Below are 21,277 nucleotides of genomic sequence, written 5' to 3' on the forward strand. Positions count from 1 at the left end.
AATTGATATTTTATCCTAATAATATAAAAAATTGTGATGACCATCATGTATAATCACATAAGACCATGCTATATTTTATGATAGTGTCTTTTTTCCTTTTTAAATTTAAATCAAAAAAAATCTATCCCGACAGTTTACGCCGAAATAGATAGCTTTAACAAAAAAGCGTAGGATGTGAGCAAAATAAGAGCTAGGTCGTCTGGAGGGTAACTAATCCAATTTCTTTAAAAAGTTATGCAAAAGCTCCTCTTCCCGCTCCATAATAGTAAGGATTTCTTGTATTACATAATTTATCAACTGTTGTTTTTTTGATAAAACATATTTTAGTTGTACTTGTTTTATTCTACTTACATCCTTAACAAGACCGGAAAATCCATCAATTAAATAAGAAGCATCAGTAAAAATCCCTTCTTTTTGCAGATAACGCAATCTGTTAACCATACAACTTTTATGTTCGAGTATAATATGTATCGGTCTGATATCTTCTCTGAAGGATTCTACTAGAGTTAATCGGTTGCATAATTCTTTGTATATACCTAATCCATAAGTAGCCCCTGGGGGATTGTATGTTAAAAAAGAATTAGTAGAATGAATAAAGTCGCTTATATAAGTTTTTATGACTGCAAGATTAAGTGAAGGATCAGAATTGGAATAATCAAGTGAAGTAGTACAGTCAAAAAAACCAACTCCACCTATACTGGAATTGTGAAATGCCTTTTCAATCTCTTCAAAGGACGCCTGAATTCTGCTAAAATTCCCCGAACGATTAAAACCCAGAATTAAAAAGCATTCTTCTTCTTTATCAAATCCATAAATTAAACTCTGATGTGTGAAATGAGAAATTTGATAGGATGGTTTGCAGGACAAATAGTATTCATCCATTAAAATTTCAACATAACGTCCATTTTTTATACAATTTATAATAAATGGAACTATATTAAAATGCATGTCTAAAAAAAATTCTTTTTCGTACCAGTTCTCATTGATTCCGGGATGACGGGGATATTTCCCATCAAAAGAGTAAAAGTCCAGTTTAAATTCATTTGAGTATTCGGCTGTGTATAACTGGAGATAATTGCTATAAAACCAAGGTAAGTTCTTTTCATTCTCCAGCACTATAGAGAGCTTATGTGCATGATGTAGAAATCCATAAACCTGCGGTATGCATACAGGCAATGTGTATACATTCATAAATAACACCTCCATCTTAATCTGTTAAGTAATCGACTTCATACTGAAATTTCAATTCGCATAACATTGAGAATTCGCTTTAAGTTCACCTCTTTGGCACAGGCTTTAAGAAAGTATAAGTTTAATTTTTAGAAAGCGCAATCATCGTAACCGGATTGTAATAAAATCCCTAATAATGAATCTAATAGTGATTAAGTTCACTTCAGTCACATACATAAAATTATATTCTCAATAAATAAATTAACGTTTTACTTCACATTTTATGTATTTCTCTTAATTCTCTACCCATTTTAAATGAAAGGGGTAATTTATGTTACTTGAAATAATGCCTGTTTATGATCCTAAGAAAACATGTACACAAGACCTAATAGTGAGTGTTTCTTCGTTTTGGGGGAGAGACTATGAACTAATGTACACCAGCGCTTGGGGGCTAGAATTACCCGGTTGGTATTTATATGAGTATATTTTGGATTCCATGGGTTGACGGCTATCAAAAAGAGGACCGTGGTCATTGGCTATTCGGAAGAAGATCGAACTTTGATCTGTATTGATCCTATGTACAGTTCTAATAATAATAAATTAAATTTCACCCATTTCTTATCCGGAAATAATGGTACCTAATCTAAATGATTATTTTCCTAATACAATCAACGAGAAATATAATATTCCATCTTTACAGAATTAGAAGATCAAATTTCTTGTCTAGGTCAGCAAATCTCTCTCCCTCATTTTTCATCACTTTCTTCTCTCTCCTTCCTCGGATGTTCAGAGTGGGGGACATTTTCTGAGAACATTGTTTTTATTCAAGATAACGAGACAACAATGGAAGTTAAGGTTTCTTTCCCTGACTGGGAATTACCCGGCGCAAATGATGATATTGCCTTAACAGGAAAGACTATTATTTATGAACATACACCGGACCTAATCTCTCCAATTAAGAGACCTGCTGAGGATTGCAACAACACTATCCAGCAATTATGATTAACCTCAGAACGGTTAGTGCCCGGGAGGTAGTCAAATGTCAAAAACAATATTAGTTGTCGATGATGATCAAGAAATCGTGAAACTCATCAGCAAGACGCTAAGGTATGAGCAATTCGCTGTAATTACGGCCAGTTCCGGGCGAGAAGCCTTGTCTGCGGTGGAGGATCACCCTATTGATTTCATTGTTCTCGATATCGTCATGCCTGATATGAGCGGACTGGATGTCTGCCGAACGATCCGGTCGTCTTATAATGTTCCGATTCTGTTATTAAGTGCGCGGGATCAGGACATTGATAAAATTGTCGGTCTGGAAATCGGCGCAGACGATTACATGACCAAGCCATTCAGTATTCAGGAGCTGGCTTCCCGAATCAAGGCTCATTTCCGCAAGGTGGACAGGCTGCACAAAGAGTGGGGCGAGCTTAGTCCCGCTAAAGAAAAGGCCGATGCTCCGCTCCTTTTGAATGATAAAACGTATGAAGCCTTCCTGTACGGCCAGAAGCTCGACTTATCCGCGAAGGAATTTCTGATTCTGTCTGTCCTGATGCGTCACCCCAACCAGGTACTGAGCCGGGAGCAGATCTATGAGAACGTCTGGGGAGACGAATATGGCGAGATCAACACCGTAACGGTTCATATTAAGAATATCCGCAAGAAGCTGGGTCCTGAGCAACACTTCATCAAAACCATCTGGGGCATAGGCTATAAATACACGGAAAGAGAGCAATAGGATGAAACTGAAAATCAAGCTTCCCCTGTTATTCCTGCTAATGCTGCTGATTCTGATGTTCTCTATTGGTTTGTACTTGAAGTTTGTCTTCGCCGTATATTCCCCCATACGTACCACTTTGCTGGATTCACCATATGTAGTATTACTGCTGCCCATCTTCGTCATCGCCGGCTGCATATTTTCCATTCTGATCATCTATATTCATTATTATATTGAGAAGCCTATCCGGCGTCTGAATGCCCGGCTGGAGGAAGTCAATGTGGTCCACCCCCTGCCTCCGCTGGCTTTGAAGCGTAAGGACGAGATCGGAGAACTGTATAAGCACTTCAATAAGATGGAGCACAGGCTTCAGCTTGCCCACAGAGAACAGACCGATATGATTGCCGCCATCGCCCACGACTTGAAGACACCCCTGACCTCGATTAACGGCTTCACCGAACTTTTGGCTACACATGGGGACTTACCTGATGCTGAAAAGCAGGAATTTTATGAATTGATTCAGCGGAAGTCAGCCTTTATGGTTGAACTGCTCAATGATTTCTCCCGCTTCACCAAAGAAAAAATGGAGCTCGAGTCCATGACCGCTACACCTGTTAAGGCGACAGAACTGTTTGCAGACATCGCTTTTGAATATGAGTACGAGCTTGCTGGACTGGACATCGAACTAACCTGCCGCCATGACTTCACCGACAGTATAAGGCTTATGGTCAATGAACCGATGCTCCGCCGGGTGTTCGGCAACCTCTTCAGCAATGCCGTAAGATATGGAGGGAAGCCTAAGCTGAAGGTCTATATGACTGGCTATCTGCGGGAGCATCATGCCTATTTTCAAATAGAGGATAATGGCATTGGTGTGCCGGATAAGGATATGTCTTCGCTGTTCCTCAAATTCTTCACGGTAGACCCGTCGCGGCAGATCCGCAAGGGCGGGCTTGGCCTGGGACTGGCCAGCTGTAAATCAATTATTGAGCATCACGGGGGTGAAATTGTGGCCTTCCCTTCTGAATACGGCGGTTTGGGGATACGGTTCAGCCTGCCTTTATAGTTTTTTATATTTTCTTCAGATCTATTTATTTTTCTTTTAATAAAGCTTCATGTTTGGATGTGACAATAGGTTACAGCAGAACACAACAAACACTGGCTTTACAAGTAGGAGGTCTGAGGAAAAATGAGTATTTTATCCAAGAAAAGAATCGGCAGCACGCCCGCCATACACATTGACGGTGTGCACAAAAGGTTTGGCGACTATACCATATTAAACAATCTTTCGCTGGAGGTCAGCCGGGGAGAGATCTACGGATTCCTGGGACTGAACGGCGCCGGGAAAACAACGACGATCAAGATGCTGCTGGCCATGCTGAAGCCTACCTCCGGCAAGCTCTATATGTTAGGTGAGAAGGTCGATGCCGGAAACTCTAAATTATGGAGCAATGTCGGATATTTGGAGGAGGCTACCTTTTATCCGGATCTGACTGTAACAGAGAATCTTGAGATCGCAAGACGCATGCAAGGGATGCCGGACAAGGATGCCGTATCTCAGGTAATCTACAAGCTGGGGCTTGCGCCGCACCAAAAGAAAAAAGCAAAACATCTCTCACTCGGGAACAAACAGCGCCTGGGACTGGCCAAAGCGATGATTCACAACCCGGAAATTCTGATCCTGGACGAGCCGATCAACGGCCTTGATCCCGCAGGCGTAGCTGAGATACGAAATATGTTATATAATCTGGCGCACAATTTCGGCATCACGGTGTTCATATCCAGCCATCTGTTAGAGGAGCTCTCGAAGGTGTCCACACGGATTGGAATTATCCACGGCGGTCAGCTGGTGCAAGAAGTCGCAATGGACAAGCTGGAGCAGTCCTTAGAGAAAAGTCTGGTCGTTAACGGCCGGAACAAGCCTGCCTTAAAGAAGGTGCTGGAAGAGCATGGCTATGCCTTTGTGGATACCCCGGACGGCTATATCAGACTCACCAATGAACATGTCGCAGATCATCCTGAACGGCTGGCCGAACTGCTGGTTCAATCCAATCAGCCGCCCACATCGCTCCGGGTAGTTACAGAGGATCTGGAAGGCTATTTTCTCCGCACTATCGGGGTTAACAGGGGGATTAGATAATGAATATTCTATCGGTGTTACATTGTGAGCTCCGCAAGATTATCCGCTCGAATGTGTTCTGGATCATGTTCCTGGTTCTGGGCTTCGGGCCCATCATGATGGGCGTTGGAAATGTATTATCCAGTGCCGCCGGCGGTGTTACCTGGGAAGCGTATTTAACCGGATTGCTGGAGACGCTTGCCCCGCTGGGACTGATCGGATACACCTTTGTTGCAGCATGGGTATTCGGGCGGGAGTTTTCGGATCGGACCATTAAGGACTTACTGGCCAAGCCCATTTCCCGAGCGAAAATTGTATTGTCCAAATTCCTGGTCATTTTGGCATGGTGCCTGTTGCTTTCCGTTTATATGTTTGCTGTAGGTTTTGCCGTAGGGGCCATCCTGGGCGTAGAAGGCGGGTCCGCCGCTTTCATTTGGAGTTTGTTCCTTAAGTTCCTGGTCACCTCGCTGTTGTACATTTTGGTGACCGCGCCAACCATTCTTTTGGCTAATGTGACGAGGGGCTACCTTGCACCCCTGGGACTCATCCTGATCATCGTTATTCTATCCAATGTATTGGCCTCCTTCGGATTCGCGCCTTATTTCCCATGGACCATCCCGTCGGTATTCCAGAGCACAGGTTCGCTGCAGCTAAGCAGTATCATCATTGTTGCGTATACCGGGATCATCGGAATCGCCGGAACCTTTGCCTGGTGGAGATATGCAGAGCAGCCATAAGAGGGCCGGATCATCTCACATCATATGAAGAAAAGAGCTGTACCCAAAGGCCATGAAATGGCTACTTGGGACAGCTTTTTATTGCGGAGCAGGATCAACGTGAGTACTTGGGTGGACGCTCCGCAAACGGAACGTTGTTACAATCGCTGTTGTGTCCAGATTTTTTTCATTCCCCTTAGCGGTGAAAATCCGGACACAAAGGCGACCGCTATCGCTTTTCCACAATCGTTCCGTCCTCTCCGCTGTTTAAGCGGGAAACGACTACTCATCATCACCTGCGGCGCTCTTCATCGCCTCCTGCTCACGGAAGGCCGAAGGGGTCAGCCCGTACTTTTTCTTGAACAAGGTGGAGAAGTAAGTGATATTGTAGATCCCGACCGCTTCACTGATCTTGGCCGCCGTGTCAGGCGTAGAAGCAAGCAACTCCTTCGCTTTGTCCAGCCGGGTGTTGTTCAGGTATTCACTGAAGGATTGCCCGGTCGCTCCTTTGAACAGCTTGCCCAGATAGCTGGGGGATAGTCCGGCGATATTGGACACCAGATCGAGGGAGACATTAGGCTCAGCATAATGCTCATGAATGTAATTCTGTGCTTTTTCAATGAGAATATTATGCTTCTGCGCATTCAGCCAGTGATTTTTCTCTTCAATTAAAGTGCATATTGTGCTGCAATAGCGGCCAAACAGGTTACGGATCTCCGTCAGATCCTCAGCCCCTTCAATCTCGGTTACGGCCTGCAGGTAATCATTGAAATTCGAATCCGGCACATGCTGTAAATAGTCAAAAGCTTTATGCAAAGACAACATGAGCTGACTGCTGAAGGTGATGACCTGATGAACGGAACCGCCGGATATGGTATCTATAAATTCTCCGATTGCGCTAACAATGAGTTCCGTCTTGCACTGCTGCACGGCATCAATCAGCTTCTTCTCGCAGGCGGCGGGATAGCTTAAGGCCGTTAACACATGGTGCCGTGTCGCTGCTGCATCTAGAATCGCTTCCTTTCCATAGATTAAGCGGTATTTCACATACTGCTGGGCTGAAGTATACGAGGACGGAATATTCCCCTTGCCAAAGGAGATATCTCCTACACCTACCGATACAGTCACCTTGAAGTAACGGTTCAGGAAGCTCTGAACATTACGCAAGGCAGGCTTCAACTCCTCCGGCAGCTGATTTTTCGTGTATTGAAGGATGGCAACGGCTTCACTTCCTCCCATAATAAGAACATCACAGGGGCCGATATGCTCCAGCAGCTCTTTGGCAATATTCCCTAGTGCGAAGCGCAGCAAGGACTGCTGTTTCCCCTCCACCCTCTCCCCTGCAGGCTCAAACTCATTGATCTTGAACACCAGCACGCCGAAGAACGGTCCCGCAACCTCCTCGCCGATCTCCTTAATCATCTCGCTGGAGGCCGAGTCCTCCAGGGAATGACCACGCAGCAAGGCATGCAGATAATGCTCACGGACGGTCCGGGAAGAGCGGCTGATGACAAACTGCATCGATTTCTCGCGTTCATGATAGGAATGGAACACCTCGGTCATCATCTTGTATTCATCAATAAGCGCCAAGCCGCGTGCGGGATTAGCCGGGTTAGGCATTACTTTTTCAAGCAGCGCCGATAAGGGCCTATTCATGTTCGAGGTCAACAGGATAGAGATCAACAAACCTGCAAGAACAATACCGGCTGTGACCAGCAGCGTAATACTCCGTAGCCTGTCAATGTCAGTGATGAGCTCAGAATACGGTGAAACGCTTACAAAATACCAGTCAAGTCCCTCGGATTTCACATAAGTGACCAGATTCTTTTCGTTTCCGATCGTTGTGGTGAAGCTGTTCTCCGGTTGGTTCTCGATTAACAGGGTCCGCACATACTCTTCTCCGGATAAATCATCCAGGAACAGATTGGAATCGGTATGAGATAATACTTTACCTTCATTATTAATCACGAACACATTATTGGCCGCGTCCGCTTTGCCGATCTTGCGGATGGTCGTCAGAATCGACTGCTCCTCTACATTAATATAGATCAGCGGATTGCCTGCGGTCTGGTATGCGAAGTTCGGATACAGCAAGAAGGTCAGGAACTGTAACGGTCTGCCGTTATTCCGGCCCGCAACCTTAAGGCTGCGGGGATTGAACTCCATGTACTGCTTCGCACTGAGCGCGGTGAGCGATGCGTCGAACGGAAGCCCGGCGGTATCGATTGTCGTGCCTGTAGAAGGCCGATGGATTCCGATACTGTGGATATACGGGTTCAGATTGGCAATTTGTTCGATCTGCTGATAAATATGATAATTGCTTACCTTGTTCTCCACCGTCTCATCCAGAAAGGACAGGATCTCCGGTTGAATCAGCAGTGTATTTCCGATTGTCATGACCTGATTATAGACGACATCCGAGGCGTAAGTAATCTGGGATAACATCGCCCGGGAATTACGTTCGATCTCCTTAATCGCGCTTCGGGAGAACAGGGAGAAGAGTACACTTGACAGCAGGCTTACGGTTAGAAGCACGAGAAGGAAATATGAAATGGTGAGTTTTTGAAAGGCCTTGTATCGAACAAGCCGCTTGATGGTTGCCCGCATGCTGTATCCCCCCCATGCTGCTCGGTATCATTTCTAAATATAGTACATTTCCAGCTGAAAAGGTACTGAATCAGGGGAAAATGAAAGCCATTCCGTTTTTTTGAAAGCCTTAAGAGCGAATTTGAAAGCGTTTGCTATCTTTTAAAATAGACACTTGCTGCGGCCATGGCTAAGCTGAAATCAAGGCAACAGTCATCTATACAAACAAATAGGGGGGAACAGGAATTGAAGAAAAAACGGCGTCCAGGGCTCAGCATACTGTCAGACATCCGCAGGAATGGCACATCCTATTTGTTGGTTTTGCCGGCCATGGCATACACGTTTATTTTCGGCTATCTGACTTATCCTTATATGGTCATTGCTTTCCAGCGGTTCAATTATACAAAGGGAATCTTCCATAGCGAATGGGTGGGCTTCAAAAACTTTGAGTTTTTCTTCCGTTCCAATAAAGCGCTTACAGTTACCTTTAATACCATTTACCTCAATTTACTGTTTATTATTTTCGGCACGCTGATGGCGCTGGCCATTTCACTGGTGCTGAACGAGCTGCGCAAGAAGCTGTTTGTGAAGATCAGCCAGTCGCTGATGTTATTCCCCAACTTCATCTCATGGATCGTCATCAGCTATGTGCTGTATGCGCTTTTCTCCATGGATATGGGCGTAATCAATAGAATTCTGAACCAGTTCGGTATGGCCTCCGTGAACTGGTACACCGAAGCCCAGTCCTGGCCGGCGATTCTGACCATTATGCATGTGTGGAAGGGAGCCGGCATGAGCGCCATTATCTATCTGGCAACCATTACCGGCATCGATGAGACGTTGTATGAAGCAGCCGAGATTGACGGGGCGGGCCGCCTGCAGATGTGCTTTCGGATCACGCTTCCGCTAATGATGCCAACGGTTATTATTCTGACGATGCTCTCGGTCGGCAAAATTATGTACGGCGATTTCGGGATGATCTATGCGCTCATCGGGGACAACGGTACCCTGTATTCGACCACAGATATTATTGATACGTATGTATTCCGTTCCTTGCGCCAGATCGGCGACCCTTCCGAAGCCATGGCCGTGGGACTGTTCCAGTCCGTTATCGGATTTATCCTTGTCTTTGGTACCAATGCCATTACCCGCAAGTACTTCAAAGATGGCGCATTATATTAAATCCAGGAAGGAGGAGGAGTATTAATGAAAAGAATCTCAATCAGCAGGACGGTCATGTACACGCTGACTGCGGTCTATTCGGCACTGTGCCTGCTTCCGATGCTGCTCGTGCTGATGATCTCCATCACGGATGAGGATGCTATTCTTAAGAACGGCTACAGCCTGTTTCCGGAGAAATTCTCTCTGTATGCCTATAAGCTGATCTTTACAAGCGGCTCCCAGGTCATTCAGAGCTACGGCATCTCGATCTTTGTCACTCTCGCCGGTACCACGCTGGCCCTGCTGATTACTTCTATGGCAGGCTACACGCTGGCGAACAAAAATGTGAGGCACCGCAATCTGCTGGCCCTTTACTTTTTTATCACCATGATTTTCTCAGCCGGCATTGTGCCCTGGTATCTGATGAACCGTGCGCTCGGATTAACCGATAATATTCTCGCTCTGATTATTCCGTCCCTGCTGTTCAGCCCGTTCAACCTCTTCCTGGTACGCAATTTCATGAACGGCATTCCTGATTCGCTGCGGGAATCCGCCACCATAGACGGAGCCAGTGATATTGTCATTGCCTTCAAGATTTATCTTCCGTTATGTAAGCCGGTACTGGCGACGATTGCCCTCTTCTATGGACTGGATTATTGGAACAACTGGTGGAATGCGATCATGCTGATTGACACGAAGGATTTGTACCCGCTGCAATTCATGCTGCTGCAGATGCAATCGGAGATCAGTATGCTGAACGATATGGCCATGCTGGCGGGAACAAGCGATGTTACGCTTCCCTCGGAGTCGGTCAAGATGGCGACAGCCATCGTAACCATCGGGCCGATTGTTTTCCTCTATCCTTACTTACAGAAATACTTCGTGAAAGGGCTCGTGATCGGTTCAGTGAAAGGCTGATGTCATCCCTTAGGGGTTAACATATATAAGACATCATAAGAGGAGGTCCGTATTATTCATGAGAAAATCCTATGCAACCCTGTTAGCTGTGGTGCTCGCCCTGTCCACCCTGGTTGGGTGCGGCAAGGCCGATAATGCCAGCCCTGCCGCAAATGGAGAAAGCAATGCTTCATCCCCGAATGCAGAGAATGCTAATGGCTCTGAGGTCGTCAAGATCAAATACGTCGTTCCCGGCACCGAGCCCAAGGATTACCAAAAGGTGTTCCAGAAGGTCAATGAGAAGCTGGCTGCAGACGGTGTCGGAGTTGCCGTAGAGAAAATCTTCATCCCCTGGGATGCCTGGGACCAGAAGCTGAACCTGATGCTGTCCACTGGCGATGATTTCGATCTGTTCCATGTCATGCAGGACCGTACTCCGTTCTCCAACTACTATACCCGGGGCGCACTGGCAGATATCTCGGATGAGATTGAGAAGTATGGAGCCAACCTGAAAAAGTATATTCCGGAGGATATCTTTAGCGGGGCAACCATCGGCGGGAAATATTATATCGTCCCCTCCTACTGGGTTGAAATGGCGAGCGAAGGCCAGTTTAATATCCGCCGCGATATTCTCCGCGAAAATAATTTGCAGGAGCCTAAAACTCCGGCTGAATTGATTAGCGCCTGGGAGACGGTGATGAAGAACTGGAAGGGAAAGAACAAGCCTTACTTAGGCACCCGGGCCGATTTTGACCCGATCAATCTGCATACCTCCATCCTGCACCGGACCTATGACACCTTCCCGTTCACCGTTAAGGATAAGTTCTTCTATGTCAACCAGAATGGAGAGGTCAAATCCTGGATTGAAACTGACGAATTCAAGAAGGATGCTGCCTTCATGCACGAGCTGTACACCAAGGGAATTACGAATCCTGACATCCTGGTCATGAAGCAGGAGCAGGTAGATGCCCAACTCGACAGCGGAGAATGGTTCGTACGCCTGGGAACCGGCGGAAGCCTGAACGGGCTCCAGAAATACAACCCGGCAGCTACAGTGGACGATATCGGCGTCGTATGGTTTAACCCGGAGAAAGAGTATCTGCGTCCCCTCTCCTTCAAGAACGGAAATGCCGTGCCGGCGAATAGCAAGCATCCGGAGGCCGCCGTTAAGTTTATGGATTGGATGCTAGCCAGCCAAGACAACTACGATCTGGTTCAATACGGCATCGAGGGTGAGCACTACACCAAAGATGGCGACAAGGGCCTAAAGCCTATTAGAGACCCGAACAACAATAATAATCCAAGATACAGAGGCTCTGATTCCCAGAACGGCAATGTGAACTTTATGCGCTTTGACCCGGAGAGCAGTATTCCTGAGAATAACAAGGTCTTATTCGAGCCTAATCCGAGTGCGGTCAATAGTATCGCAGCCAACTTTATTTTTGACCCGACGAATGTAAGAACCGAGTATACCAATATTCTCTCGGAAGCTTCAGCCAGCATCACTCCAATCTATATGGGGGTACTGGACTACGACAAGTCCTTCCCCGAAGCGCTGGATAAGATGAAGAAGGCAGGTCTGGACAAGGTCGTTGCCGAATACCAAAAGCAGTTCAAGGAATATCAAGCTTCTCAGCAATAAAACGAGCTGCTATACAAAAGGAGCGGAGAAATCGTGAGCCTGCATCAGCAAAAACTAGAATTTGAAGCAACCAAAACCATCTATGACAGCACAACTCTGGTATTTAAAAACGTGGACGGATTCGATGTCTATAATATTTCGATTCCTTTTGAACGGGATGGCAAACGTTACTTGTTCGGCCGGGTAGAACGCCGGGAGGAATGGGCCCGCTCCTGGGTCCGGCTGTTCGAGCAGACAGGCCAGGATGAATGGACCCTGGTGGAGAACAGCATGATCTACACGCTGGAGGACCCGTTTATCAGCGAAATAGGAGATGAGCTTGTACTGGGCGGAACCCATGTGCAATATCAGAGCGGCAAATATAGCACATTTTTCGGTTACTTTTACCGGGGGACGGACCTCCACGATTTGTACTACTTCACTACCGGTCCTAACAAAATGAAGGATATCCGTCTTGTTGCTCTGGCAGACGGCAGAATTGGCGTCTTCTCGCGTCCGCGGGGCCACGAGGTGAAGGGCCAATATGGCAGCGAATCCATGATCGGCTTCACGGTGATTGACAAGCTGGAGGATTTGACTGCTGAAGTCATTGAGAATGCCCCTTACATCCACGGTATCTTCGGAGCTGGTGAATGGGGAGGCGTCAATCAGGCTTACCTGCTGAGCAGCGGCAAAATCGGAATCATCGGCCATATTTGTTATCAGCATAAGGATGAGAACGGGCAGGAAATCAAGGTATATTTGAACATGGCCTTCGTCTTCGATCCCGTGACCCGGGAATCCCATGACCTGCATCTGATCGGAAGCCGTTCCTGCTACCCGCCCGGACCTGCCAAGTTACCCTATTTGACGGACTGCGTCTTCTCTTCGGGGATCGTGATGCGGGGCGACGGCAAGGCCGATCTGTACAGCGGCGTTGGCGACTGCCAGGCCGGGCGGATTACAATCGACTATCCGTTCGCCCCCCATGGACATATTGTTTAGAATACAGTTCTTACTCATAAGGAGGATATTCAAACGATGAATCAGGCAAGTACACCCGTCATAGGAGCTTTGGCATCCAGCCCGCTCATCCGCCGTCACCCGGCCAACCCTGTGCTGGATGCAGCGCGGGTCCCTTATCCCACCGCACTTGTGTTCAATGCGGGAGTGGTGAAGTTCGGCGGCCGGTATGTGATGGTATTCCGCAATGACTATGGCTCCCTTGAGCAGCAGACCCTTGAGCCCTCTCATACAACGGATCTCGGTATCGCATTCAGTGAAGACGGCATCCACTGGACGGCCGGCCCCAAGCCGGTGTTCAAGCTGAACGATGAAGAGTTCGTGCGCGGATATGATCCGCGTCTGACGGTAATTGACGGCCGCTGCTACATGTGCTTCGCTGTAGATACGCGGCACGGTATCCGGGGAGGGATCGCCGTAACGGATGACTTCGAATCCTTTGAAATATTGAGCTTGTCCACGCCGGACCTGCGGAATATGGTGCTGTTCCCGGAGAAGATCAACGGCAACTATGTGCGGCTGGAACGGCCGTTCACCGTCTACAGCCGCGGAGGCAAGGACCGGTTCGACACCTGGATCGCGGAGTCACCGGATCTGATCTACTGGGGACGTTCGGAGCTGTTGCTGGCGGTGGAGCAGGTCCCGTTCGCCAATGACAAGATCGGTCCGGCAGCACCGCCCGTGAAGACAGATAAGGGCTGGCTGACCACCTTCCATGCGGTGGATCTTGATCCGGCCCGAGGCAAGAACGGCTGGGAGCCGTCCTGGAAGAAGCGGTATACGGCAGGTATTATGCTGCTTGACCTGAACAATCCGAAGAAAATTCTCGGGATGAGCGCTTCGCCGCTGCTTGCCCCGGAAGCCCCCTACGAAATGGACATAGGTTTCCGCAACGACGTCATCTTCCCCGGCGGCATGATCCTGGAGGATGACGGCGAAGTCAAAATCTATTACGGTGCTGCTGACACTGTGGAATGTTTGGCGACCGCGCATGTCGATGATCTGATCAGGGTTTGTTTAGGACAGTAAGACTGGCATCCTAACTAACAGAAGCGGGTATCATCCTTGAATGAGGATGATACCCGCTTTTTCAAACTATGCTTCAACCGCTTGCGGTAACGTTCGTTCGTACTCCTTGTATAACACATAACGCTGGACGCCCCTCGAAGCCTCTACTGCTTCCCTCGCATACTTAATCGCAAGCTCCCTGTTGTCGGCTTTTATGCTTGCTCATCAGCTGCTCCATAACCGTTCTCGCTTCATCCTCAAGCCTGTTCGCAAGAACATACTGAATGTAGAGAGAGCAGGATTGTTTTTCTGGCTGCGTAAAAAGGACTCCACGCGATCCACACACTTGTCCAAAACAGCCGGGTAATAGAATTGGATTGTAAAAACAATGAGAAAAGCTGCCACAGCCCCTGTAACGATCAGGATGGGTGAATTGTAGCACATTCCATAATCTATCAGCAGAAAAGTAGGGTTATGAAAAAACTAACCAGGATAACTACCATATACATAACATTAAATGTTATATAAAACACTTTTATATTATTTTTTATACACTTTTTAATAAATACAGTACTCTCCCTTTGTTAAAATCTCTAAAAATAGTTCAATTTCATATTATTCATTGACTGAATTAATATACAATGTTATATTTCTTAACACAATTAATAATATACATAGAGGAAAGGGAGATTGCCTACATGAGTAAGTTGAAACGTCTGCGTAGAACTAAGAGGCAAGTTATAGCTACTTCCATTGCATTATCTGTTATTGCTTCAGGAGTCATTCCGTTTCAAACGGCAGATGCGTTAACGAGGGTTACTTCATCTAGTGGCACTGTATGGGAGATTCACGATGCTTTTGCTCCCAGCTTGGACACAGGAAGCTTGCGTACCGTCGGCACTACACAAGTGCAGGGCTTCGGTAATATCTTTGTTAAAGTATCTTCGCCTTCCGCCTCCCTAATGAATGGACAAATGATGCGCGGGTTCGACCTCAAATACGATGGCGTTAATAGATTCACTTCCTCTCAATCTGTCAATCTGGGAAATGTCACCGTCACCCGTGATGTGTATGTGGACACTATCAATAACCGGACTAGATTCTTTGATACTTTTACCAATAAGAATGATATGGCTGTAAAAGTAGATGTCTCCTTCGGCGGCTCCTTAGGCTATGGCACAGCGGCTAATGCTTCAGTGGTCAAGGCAACCTACTCCAATGATCTGGAGGTGACTACAGACGATTCATGGATTGTGGTCGATAGCAGTGCCAGAAACAATAAACCTCTAGGTGTTGCAGTCGGGTCTCCACATCCATTTAATAATGGATTAACGGCTCTTGGGAATCAGCAGCAGAATCCATTCACCACACCTCTGGCCAAGTCCGGTAATGAGGCGAATTTCTATGGCTTCATTAATACCTTGAATCTTGAACCGGGCCAGTCGAAATCCCTGGTGAATTTTGTACAAGTTGGAGAAGCTGGTGAAGCCGGGCTGAACAATCTGGTTGCCACGCTTAATGGACTCCATCAGCAGCTGGATGTATCCGGCTTAACCCCTGCACAGATCCGCTCCATCAGCAACTGGGATATCTCAGGCATAGAGGGACTTAATACTGGAGATAACCTGTTCATTCCAGAGGCTCCGGCAGCGCAAAGCTTCATCACTTCCTCCCCTTACGATGTTGTGAATAAATCCATTGCACAGATGCAGCAGGATATGATTAGTGGTACAACGACTTCTGTACAAATTACTCAAGCGTATTTGGATCGAATCAAGGCATACGATATGGGGCAACTTGGCTTCCATGCCTTCCTGCATGTATCCGAAACCGCGCTGGCTCAGGCCAAAGCTGCTGACGATGCCCGTGCACAAGGTGCCAAGGGTGATCTGCTGGGAATTCCAATTGCGATTAAAGACATCTACGACACCAAGGACATGCCTACAACAGGCGGCAGTAAAGCACTAGAAGGCTGGCGGCCGGAATCGGATGCCTTCCAGGTGAATAAGCTGCGGGAAGCCGGCGCGGTCATTATTGGTAAAGTCAACACTTCGGAGTTCGCGAACAGCGGAAGCTTCAGTGAAAGCGGCTGGATGCAGACATGGAATGCGCTCTATCCGTCCAAAACCTCTTTTGGCTCCAGCGGCGGTTCGGCCGTATCGGTAGCAGCTGATTTCGCAGCAGCAGCCATGGGATCGCAGACCGGGGTATCTCTCTATGCACCGACAACAGGCGCCAGCTTAAAGAGCTTCCGCGGTACAGACGGCATGGCCAGTACGACAGGTGTACTGCCGCTCACTTGGGGACAGGATTATGCGGGCCCTATCGCCAAAACCGTAACGGACCTGGCCATTATGCTGAATGCTACAACAGGTACGGACCCGCAGGATATTTTCACCGTAACTGCTGATGCAGATCATAAACGTCCGGAGAACTGGAAGGAATCATTGGATGCCGGGGCATTGAAAGGAAAGAAAATCGGATTCATCCCCGAATCCTTTGTCTCCAGTTATGCTGATGATGATACCGGACTAGCCGTAAAGAATAAGTTCTCAGAACTGCAAGCTGCGGGAGCGGAAATGGTTGAAATGACAAAAATGCCAGCAGCTCCTACCCGTCCTCAAGGCATTAACGGATCTACTGAAGGCTGGGCGCGCTACATTGAGCTTCACAAAGCCTTCCCTTACGCGGACGGAGCAAGTGTACTCGCTTCAGATAAGGTGCTTATCTATAATCAGAGAGGTTACACTGCACCTACGCGGATGACGGAACAGGCTGTACAAGATTACATCAAGTATAGAACGGACTATAAGGAAGTGATCAAAGGCTGGATGGACGAGAATGGCGTGGATGCCATTGTCTATGCAGGCTTCATCAGTGACGTCTACAACAATGACGCATCAGCCTCTCAATTAAGTTCGGACCGCAACACGGGCGTATTAACATCTAATGTGGGTCTCCCTACGGTAGTGGTTCCTGTGGGAACAAACGACAGCGGATATTCGATCTCGATGCAGCTTGTGGGCAGAGCGTGGGACGATGCCAAGGTTCTGGGCATGGGCTATGCGCTTGAGCAGCAAAGTCAAGCCAGACTGCTTACCGCTTTTGCACCAGCACTCCCATATGTTCCAACCCCTACTGATCCTGATCCAGTAGACAATGAACCAAGCAATCCAAGTCCTGGAGGAGGTACCGTAACTCCACCGGCAACACCAACGCCAGCACCTACAGCTACACCGGCTCCTACAGCTACACCAGCACCAGCAGAAACAACAGCACCAACACCTACGCCGGTAGTGGTCAGCTTCACAGATACACTGAATCATTGGGCAAAAGCAAGCATTGACCTGCTGATTTCCAAAGGATTACTAACCGGCTATGAAGATGGCACCTTCCGTCCGAATGCAGGCTTGACCCGTGCCGAGGCCATTAAGGTCATTACAACGCACATGGGACTTGATGGACAAGCAAGTACATTCACCGATGTATCTGGGGCACATTGGGCCAATAAGTATATCGGCGCAGCAGCCAGTGCCGGCCTGATGAACGGATACAGCGATGGCACCTTCCGTCCGAACGCGAAGATTAGCCGCAGTGAACTAGCAACACTAATCACCAGAGCCTTCAAGCTGACCGGCACCGGAAACACATCATTCAAGGATGTTAACAAAGAAGCTTGGTATTATAACTCCATTGATGCACTCGCATCGAATAACATCATCAAAGGATACGAAGACAGCACCTTTAAGCCTGCTAAAGATATCACTCGGGCAGAGTTCGCTACTATGGTGGCGAGATTGCTGGAGAGTGGGAAGTAAGAGGAGTTAAAAGTGTAAAGGAAAGGCCATCCTAAAAAGGATGGCCTTTGTCTTATTCATGGATGAAGTCCTGCTCAGTCATATTCTCGATCTTTCCTGTACAATATTCTCTAACCATTTGCCCCTCACTTATCATTGTCGGCATCTCCAGTTGCTCATCTTTTTCAAATAATTTCGGCATATAAACGAAAGGATATCATCTGAAGTTTGCAGCGGATGCGTTTTTCTTAAGAAATAATTTCTATAGTTACCCTATAAACATAAATACCTTTCTTAATTTGATAGGGATCGTGAATATTTTTGGTCCAGCCGGTATCTCCGCCAAGACCTGCATGTTTGTGATCAATATTAAGATAAACAGAATCTGAATTTCCCAGCTCGTCTTCATAGGCGGCATTGTCATATTGCTCAATACTGTGTCCATGAATATCAAAATGGAAATGTCCCGCTGCCGATACTTTTACTGCTTGTTCTTGGGATGACAAATATAAATACCGGACATCCTCCTTACCACCGCATTCTACCGGTAAGATATAGGGTACGTGCTGCTGTTCTACAGTGCTCTCATAGACTCCAACGAATGCGGCAGATTTACGATCTGCGTAGTTTTCCCATGGCCCGCGACCATACCATTTCAACTTCTTCCACGCATCTGAGAACTTAAAGCTTAGCCCAATTCTCGGGAGGGTGTCGACCTTGGCATTGTTCACAACGGTATTAGTGATTTCTATACCTTTGCCGCCGACGGTATAATTAGTTTTTGTTTCAATGCACCCATGATATAGACAATGAACTTGAATGATAACAGCAGCAGATGCTGCAAATACCCGAATATTCTTGATTTCTTTTTGATGGGAATGGAGCCCGAGAGCTTTCCATTCATCTGCATAATTGGACGATTCGAGATGAATACCTCCATCAATGCCTGTCGGAGGGCGATAGAAGTTATTGGTTCCTCCCGTGAAATAATTCTTGTTATTGTATTTTACAGAGATGAACTCTGCGGTTTCTTTCGAGAAAAGAACCGACGTATTTTCATTATAGATATGAATTTCATTTGCCGTTTCATCATACTTCAAGCTATCCTTTTCTATATCTCCGGTATGCACTTTATTAATAGAATCTTTAATCTCTATCTGGCATGCATAAATACAGGTTCCCTTATTAGAATAGAAGGTGTCCTCGTCCAAATAAGCATGGAAATTCAGAAAAGCTTCCCCGGAGACTTTAGACGAATCGTATGGCGCTTGCAGCTTATCAACGGATCCGGGTGCTGTGTGATATCTAGGCAAACTACCGCTTTCAGTCACCTTTCCATCGCAAACCAGCTCCCAAACCATATTCAAATGGCTTAAATCCCGATGCGTGTAATGATTATAAATTCGAAAGCCATTATTCCCAGGCATGTAATCGATCTGGATAGGAGCTTGTACATTTTTGATTTCATTCGCAGCTGGCTTGAGAGTGAGATCTGGGAAAACTATACCATTCAGGCACATATCAGGTGCAGGATCAGTAACCTCTTCCTGGAATGCCCCGCCATAGACATACTTTTTATTTCCGTCTTTATCCTGCTTAACCAGCGCTTTATCCTGAAAATCCCAAATAAATCCTCCTTGAAACCGCGGGAATTTATGAATGAGATCCCAAAATTCCTTAAAGTTTCCGTTACTGTTACTTTTCGCGTACGCATATTCACACATAATAAAAGGACGCAAATCCTCGCTTTCAGCCATGACATCCAGAATCCAATCTTTCTGAGGATACATAGGCGCCATAATATCGGATATGTTTGCCGGAGGATTCAGAGACTCATACTGAACGTACCTTGTTTTGTCATACTCCTTAATCCAGCCGTACATCGCAGCATGATTCGCTCCATAACCGGATTCATTACCCAGAGACCAGAGAATAATGGATGGATGATTTTTATCTCTCAGAACCATCCGTGTAGCCCGTTCCATATACGCATTTGTCCATTCGGGGGATGCGCTTAACTGGCCGCCAAGACCGTGTGTTTCAATATTGGCTTCATCCACCAAGTAAATGCCCAGTTCATCACACAAGTCATACCATTCGATTGCGTGCGGATAGTGACTTGTTCTTACCGCATTGATATTCAGCGATTTCATGACCTTGATTTGCTCGCGCATATATTCTGTTGTTACGACTCGTCCTGTTTCAGGACAAAAGGCGTGAAGATTGGTTCCCCGTATAATGAGACGCTTCCCATTAATTCTCAGGACCCCTTTGCGATCGATATTCACTTCACGGAAGCCGACATTCGCGCTCTCAATATCAACTACATTTCCAGACAAATCAATCATTTCTAACACCAATTTATAGAGATAAGGGCTCTCGTCGCTCCACAAGTGAGGATTTGAAATGGTTTTTGTAACCTTTGCTACATATTTTTCTCGCAGGTAGGAATCACAATCCGCAAACTTTGGCGTTTCAAACGCAGTCACCAATTGCTGATCGCTATCATACAGGGACAAGCGCGCATGGGCATCACCATAACCATTCACTTGATTATTAGGTACAACCGTCACGGATAATTCGGCATTGTTATAATTACCGGAAAAGAGGGTTTCGATCTTATAATCATGAATGCGCATACGTGGTTTTGCATAAATGAGAACATCCCGGTAGATCCCCGAGAGATGCCAGTAATCCTGATCCTCCAGATAAGTACCGGCTCCAAACCGCATCACCTGAACAGCTATAAGGTTTTGTCCCTTTTGAATGTAATCCGTGATATCAAAAGAAGCGTTAAGCTTACTATCCTGAGAATAACCAACCATTTTGCCGTTTAACCACAGATAAAAACACGATTCTACACCTCCAAAATCGATAAATATATCCCTTTCGTTAAAATGTTCGTCAACTTCAAACGTTCTAACGTAACAACCGGTAAGGTTACTCTCTGGCACATGAGGCGGATTCAAAATGTATTCATTATTCCTGAGTTGAATTTCGTGACTTGAACCCTCCCCTTTTTGAACAAAGGGATATAACATATTGGTGTATACAGGTTTTCCATACCCCGAAAGCTCCCAATGGGAAGGAACCGGAATATGATCCCAATGGGAAACATCATATTCAGGACTGTAGAATTCATCCGTTACTTCATCGGGAGATCCGAACCATTTAAACTTCCACATTCCATTCAGGCTTTTTACGTATTTAGACTTTCTCCGGTCTCCGCTCAAAGCCTGTTCAACGGTTTCGTATACTCCGTAGGGCTCATGCATGGGATAACGGTTTTTTTGAGTAACATATTGATTTTCCCAATCTCTGCTTAGCTTCATTGGCTTAAATAACACTCCCATCCATTGTTCTAATTGGTTGATCTTTTAATGTAGATGCCCCTATAATATAAGGAAATTCCCTTATATTAAATGTTGAGTATGGTATTTCATTTATCCATTTTGGTAGGGGTGT

Annotated in this window: 14 protein-coding genes; 10 read left to right on the forward strand and 4 right to left on the reverse strand. The window is 46.5% G+C overall.

The window, feature by feature from the left end:
- Window positions 1-210 precede the first annotated feature (210 nt).
- Window positions 211-1,191 carry a hypothetical protein gene (locus MKY96_RS21365; RefSeq protein WP_340943089.1) on the reverse strand — a complete coding sequence of 327 codons (981 nt, stop codon included), beginning with the start codon at window positions 1,189-1,191 and terminating at the stop codon, window positions 211-213.
- Window positions 1,192-2,209: 1,018 nt separating this feature from the next.
- Here MKY96_RS21365 and MKY96_RS21370 point away from each other — a divergent pair.
- The 4 genes from MKY96_RS21370 (at window position 2,210) to MKY96_RS21385 (ending at window position 5,740) form a co-directional block, all read left to right on the forward strand.
- Window positions 2,210-2,905, forward strand: a complete 696-nt coding sequence (locus tag MKY96_RS21370; RefSeq protein WP_340943091.1) for a response regulator transcription factor — start codon at window positions 2,210-2,212, stop codon at window positions 2,903-2,905.
- A gap of 1 nt (window position 2,906) precedes the next feature.
- Window positions 2,907-3,950 (forward strand): HAMP domain-containing sensor histidine kinase, encoded by a 1,044-nt coding sequence (locus MKY96_RS21375; protein WP_340943093.1) that lies wholly within the window; start codon window positions 2,907-2,909, stop codon window positions 3,948-3,950.
- Window positions 3,951-4,073: 123 nt separating this feature from the next.
- On the forward strand, window positions 4,074-5,024 hold the full coding sequence (locus tag MKY96_RS21380) for an ABC transporter ATP-binding protein (protein WP_340943095.1): 951 nt from the start codon (window positions 4,074-4,076) through the stop codon (window positions 5,022-5,024).
- On the forward strand, window positions 5,024-5,740 hold the full coding sequence (locus MKY96_RS21385) for an ABC transporter permease (RefSeq protein ID WP_340943096.1): 717 nt from the start codon (window positions 5,024-5,026) through the stop codon (window positions 5,738-5,740). Before MKY96_RS21380 ends, MKY96_RS21385 begins: the two co-directional genes overlap by 1 nt.
- A gap of 261 nt (window positions 5,741-6,001) precedes the next feature.
- On the opposite strand, the gene MKY96_RS21390 is transcribed toward MKY96_RS21385, so the two are convergent.
- Window positions 6,002-8,254, reverse strand: a complete 2,253-nt coding sequence (locus MKY96_RS21390) for a helix-turn-helix domain-containing protein (RefSeq protein WP_340943098.1) — start codon at window positions 8,252-8,254, stop codon at window positions 6,002-6,004.
- A 381-nt stretch (window positions 8,255-8,635) separates the two neighbouring features.
- Here MKY96_RS21390 and MKY96_RS21395 point away from each other — a divergent pair, with 381 nt between their 5' ends.
- The 6 genes from MKY96_RS21395 (at window position 8,636) to MKY96_RS21420 (ending at window position 17,833) form a co-directional block, all read left to right on the forward strand.
- Window positions 8,636-9,487, forward strand: coding sequence for an ABC transporter permease (locus MKY96_RS21395; RefSeq protein ID WP_340943099.1), 852 nt, complete (start codon window positions 8,636-8,638; stop codon window positions 9,485-9,487).
- Window positions 9,488-9,511: 24 nt separating this feature from the next.
- A complete protein-coding gene (locus MKY96_RS21400) occupies window positions 9,512-10,384 on the forward strand; it encodes a carbohydrate ABC transporter permease (protein WP_340943101.1) in 873 nt (290 codons plus the stop codon).
- 58 nt (window positions 10,385-10,442) lie between these two features.
- A complete protein-coding gene (locus MKY96_RS21405; RefSeq protein WP_340943102.1) occupies window positions 10,443-12,005 on the forward strand; it encodes an extracellular solute-binding protein in 1,563 nt (520 codons plus the stop codon).
- Between the two features lie 33 nt (window positions 12,006-12,038).
- On the forward strand, window positions 12,039-12,989 hold the full coding sequence (locus tag MKY96_RS21410; protein ID WP_340943103.1) for an MTP-1 family protein: 951 nt from the start codon (window positions 12,039-12,041) through the stop codon (window positions 12,987-12,989).
- A 36-nt stretch (window positions 12,990-13,025) separates the two neighbouring features.
- A complete protein-coding gene (locus MKY96_RS21415) occupies window positions 13,026-14,036 on the forward strand; it encodes a glycoside hydrolase family 130 protein (RefSeq protein WP_340943104.1) in 1,011 nt (336 codons plus the stop codon).
- 677 nt (window positions 14,037-14,713) lie between these two features.
- Window positions 14,714-17,833 carry an amidase family protein gene (locus MKY96_RS21420; protein WP_340943106.1) on the forward strand — a complete coding sequence of 1,040 codons (3,120 nt, stop codon included), beginning with the start codon at window positions 14,714-14,716 and terminating at the stop codon, window positions 17,831-17,833.
- A 52-nt stretch (window positions 17,834-17,885) separates the two neighbouring features.
- On the opposite strand, the gene MKY96_RS21425 is transcribed toward MKY96_RS21420, so the two are convergent.
- Both MKY96_RS21425 and MKY96_RS21430 read right to left on the reverse strand, forming a co-directional pair.
- Window positions 17,886-18,014 carry a hypothetical protein gene (locus MKY96_RS21425; protein ID WP_340943107.1) on the reverse strand — a complete coding sequence of 43 codons (129 nt, stop codon included), beginning with the start codon at window positions 18,012-18,014 and terminating at the stop codon, window positions 17,886-17,888.
- A gap of 46 nt (window positions 18,015-18,060) precedes the next feature.
- Window positions 18,061-21,165: a glycoside hydrolase family 2 TIM barrel-domain containing protein gene (locus MKY96_RS21430; protein WP_340943108.1), complete on the reverse strand. Its 3,105-nt coding sequence runs from the start codon at window positions 21,163-21,165 to the stop codon at window positions 18,061-18,063.
- Window positions 21,166-21,277: the final 112 nt, after the last annotated feature.

Source organism: Paenibacillus sp. FSL R7-0302, from assembly GCF_038006885.1.
Taxonomy (GTDB): domain Bacteria; phylum Bacillota; class Bacilli; order Paenibacillales; family Paenibacillaceae; genus Paenibacillus_AQ.